The sequence below is a fragment of the Desulfovibrio piger genome, from assembly GCF_012843875.1.
GTDB lineage: Bacteria > Desulfobacterota > Desulfovibrionia > Desulfovibrionales > Desulfovibrionaceae > Desulfovibrio.
Genome location: NZ_JABAFY010000089.1, coordinates 1 through 4,097 on the forward strand (window position 1 = coordinate 1; position 4,097 = coordinate 4,097).

Annotated in this window: 2 protein-coding genes; one reads left to right on the forward strand and one right to left on the reverse strand. The window is 52.7% G+C overall.

The genetic code is table 11. The features are described from left to right. Positions 1–1,494, forward strand: a 1,494-nt coding sequence (locus HF854_RS12125) for a hypothetical protein (protein WP_205906133.1), incomplete at its 5' end; no start/stop codon positions are given. Positions 1,495–1,674: 180 nt separating this feature from the next. Here the strand turns inward: HF854_RS12125 and HF854_RS12130 are convergent. After that, positions 1,675–3,306, reverse strand: coding sequence for a hypothetical protein (locus tag HF854_RS12130; protein WP_168936514.1), 1,632 nt, complete (start codon positions 3,304–3,306; stop codon positions 1,675–1,677). Between the last annotated feature and the right edge of the window lie 791 nt (positions 3,307–4,097).

The window sequence follows — 4,097 nt, forward strand, 5'->3', positions numbered from 1 at the left end:
TGGGACTACTTTACCTTGCTTTGGCCTGTATCCTTTGGAGAAAACTTGTATAGCAAGATGTATGCCGGACATTCTCTAAGCGCGCTTTGGAACTCCAATGTCAAAGAGGAAATAGCGGGGCTTGTTGAGCCTGTGCTTGAGCGTTGGGATCGCGTCATGGCAAATAAAGAATCGCTGAGTTCCTCAGACCAAAAGATTCTGGCCATGCTTGACTCACTGGGGCTCATCCCCGCCAGAGAGGAAGGGGCGGTATTTCCGCGGTTGAATTATGCCTTTTTTTACAAGCGCGTTCACTTCAGCCCGGAGGGCAGGGCTTTTGTGGATGTGCTGGTTTCCCAGCCGCTTTGCAAAGAAGAACTGGGCGGTGAGGATGGCCTTGTGTTCTGGTCGCAGAACGATATGGCTGACTGGGCCGCCCAACTGGAGAATTTCCTGCGCGACAATGCGGGAAATCCGTATGCTCCTGATGCCTTGAAACGCTATCAGGCCATCATAAACCTTATGTTATTCCAGGATATTCCCCCTCGTGGCCAGGATGGGGTCATGGAACGATGGAATTGGTGGAAGACGGAGATGCTGGGAAATATCGCAAAAAAACATCAGGGCACGCTGACGGGAACTCTGGTCGAGGAATTTATGGTCAGTATTGACGCCAATGGCCAGAAAGTGCCCAAGGATCTGGAGCGGCGGCTTTCAGCCCGCATTGATGCCGAATTTGCGCCGGGGAAGACCGAAGAGGCGGCAGCAGAACAGAACGAGGCCGAGAAAGTTCAATATTATGAAGGCAAAGGGGTCATCAACAACAGAATTCCTGTTGCCGTCTGGTTTGACAGCAAAGATGGGCTTGTCTCCGGGGAAGTCGTCTATACCAAAACGAAAACCCAGACTCCCATCCGGCTTCTGGGTCGAAAAGAGAAGGACGGTTCGTATCGTCTGTATGAAGTGCTGCCCAATGGAGATATTTCCGGTACCATTACAGGCTTTCTTGTCCATGGCGTTTTGTCGGGAACATGGGTGGGCCGCCCGCGGATGATAGAGCAAAGCGAAGGCAGGTACGAATTTAAAGAAGGCAAAGAGTTTCCCATCAGGGTCAACGCTGTTGACAGAACACATGCGCCCTATAAGTGGACATTTGACGCGAAGAACGCTTCTGGAACCTATGCTTACAGCACTGGCGACAATTGCGATGACGGCACGGTTGCCTTGCAGATTCAGGAGGATGGAAGCGTCAGATACCGCATAATAGGGCTCACCGGAGCCCCATCATACAGAACAGCCTGTTTTCCCGAGGATGCTCTGTCCGGTGAAACCGCCGCGGTAACCCTGCATGGCAACAGAATTCTCATTGAAGAAGACGAAAACTGCGCCATAGAACTGTCGCTGTACAGCGATTTTCTTGTTTCCCGATATCTTGAGGGCAGATATTGCCAGCATCTTGTCGGAAACGGGGCAACTGCGGAAGGCTTGTTCATCAAAAAGACGGTGCATGAGTAAAATCGCAAAGGGCGGCTTGTGCCGCCCTTTGCGATGGCTGTCATCGGAACATGGAGCCCAAATAAATCGGGCGGCGGCTCACAGCGCAGGGCATCCACCCGCTTGACCGCCGCCCGGCTACTTGGACGTATATTTTTCGATAGGACCAAATCCGATATCAACGACAAGCGTCAGTCCTTCTTATATACCCTTGAAATACACATCCACATAATCGGTCACGGATTCACAGGGGTTGAGCATCTGTTGAAGCCGCCAGTATTTGCGGTTTCCCTTCACCTCAAATACAAATTCTCCCGTGCGGGCGCAGCGCATGCCGCCAGCAATAAAACTCACACGCGTGGCCATATCTCCCTTAACCAGAAAAGTTTTGCCATCAAGAACACACACATCACCGTTCAGAGTTACGTAGTCCCCGTTGTGTTCCTGCTTTGCATTAATACGCATACCGCCGTTTTCCGTGCGGGACACCGTAGCCTCTCCCATGGGCCCTTCTATCCATTGCAGGGAAAACATGTGTTTGCCCAGCAGCTTTTCTTCCGCCGCACTCGGCCTGGAGGCTGCCGTTGACTTGGGGACAAGGAGCTTATTCAGTTTGCCCGAAAGCGCCTTTTGGGTTGAGGGGGCCAGCTTGTTGCCGTTGGCTTTTACCTTTTCAAGAAATTCCGTGATCAGGCCGGCTGTTTTCGTGCCTGGGTTTTCCGCGGCCACACGCTCCAGGTCTTGCATCCATGCATCGTCCATTTTGCCCTGGTTGTATTCGGGGAAGGCGGGAGTGTTGGGCAAATCGCTGAACAGAATATAGGTTGCAAATTCAAGGTAGCGTTCATTGCCTTTGATGAAATAAAAACTGTCGGCATGTACGGTTTTCAGGTACTGTTCCCATTGCACGGCCCATGTTCCCATTTCTTTCACCGAATGGCGGCAGCCGCCATCCGAGAATAGTATCTGCGGCTGTGTTTCCAGCAAGGCGATATAGGCGGTATAGGCGGCAACAGGAGGATTAAAGCTGATCCTTTTGCGCAACGTGGTCAAATCCGCCATGAGGAAGGGGCAGCCCTCGGTTATTTCTGTCTTCAGGCCATAGGTGGCCAGCACATCCAGAATCTTCCGGTCATCGGCACTTAATACGGTCATGGACCCGCGATACTGGGTTTCCAGCCAGCGTTCCAGGAGGGAACGTACCGTGTTTTCTACGGATTCCACATCGTTGATGACGTCTTCAAGGCTGCTGCCTTCGATGCCATGGTTCGTCCAGGCGAGTAGCTCTTCTGCCGCCTTGTCGGTATCCATGCCTTCATAGCTGCTGATAACGGCATTGCATTTTTGTATCCAGGACTCCAGAGCCGTTTTCAGCGCGGCTTCATCCACGGCTCCATTGCAGGCCAGATCCGCCGCCTTTGGCGCGGGCAGAGGGTTCACGCTTACGCCCCGTGCCGTTGCGGCATCCGTGGCAGAGGCGACCTTGTCCTTCTTCATGGGCGTTCCATTCTCATCCGCCACTTCCACCGCGTCTGCGGCGCTGATGTACACCGGTTCGCCGGGGGTTTGGTAAATGAGATGGGCATAGGCCATGCCTTCTCCGGCATGTCGCTCAAGCTCCCACACCTTGAGCCATTGCAGGCCAGAATTCCTTTGAGTCACGTCGTTTTTCACAATCCAGCCTTTTCGGGCCATATCCAGCACTTTGGAACCAGTGTCAGGCTCCGCGCGCACGGGAGTATCATGGATAACCTGCCAAAAAGCGGCGTGGGACGTGCCAGCGCACAAGAGCAGGCCCAGGACGCAACAGGGGGAAAGCCAGAATTTTTTCATATTCTTTCTTCTGTCGTTGAGGTTGCTTATACGCCGCACGGGGCATTCCCCGCTATGCGGTCGCATGGGGCGAAGTTTGGCACAGCAAACAGGAGGCGCGGCGCAAACATGCCACATCCCCGGTTGCCCATCTGTAGCGAAAAAGCCGGAATAAGGCGTCATCCCTGTGATGATTTTCCTGATCTGGGATGGAAAAACGGGAAAACTCATTCTCGGGATGAGGTAAATTTTTTCAAATCGTGCTTGCTTTGGTTCCCGGAGCGGCGGCGTCCATGTACCTCTAGGTGAAGAAGGGGGGATGCGTTCCGTTGGGGTGCGGGCGGCATATCCGCCGTGGATGAGCCGAACACCGTGTCTTTCGGCGAATGAGCCTGGCAACAGGATACGAAGCGTATTGTGTTAAGGAAACGCTGATTAAAGCGTTTCCCGCGGTCTTGCAGAGCAAGACCGCCCGCAAGTCGTGAAGAGGGAAAATGTACGTTTCCCGTTAAATTAACGACTTGGCGTGTCTTTCCCAAAGAGGCTTTTGCCTCTTTGGGCATGGAGCTGATTTATTCTGTGAATAAATCAGCGGTTCCTTAAGCCGTACTAGTGGTTAGAAGTCATTTCATAATTCGTATGAAATGGCTTCTACCGCCAGACGAAAGTCTGGCGCGGCGCGAAAAGCGCCGTGAATGAGCCCAAAAACACGTTTTTGGGCGAATGATCTTCATAATTCAGAGCGTGTTTGGAAACTTCAGCTTTTATAGTTACAAGAAGGCATGTGGACAAAAAAAGACTGTGCGCGGCAG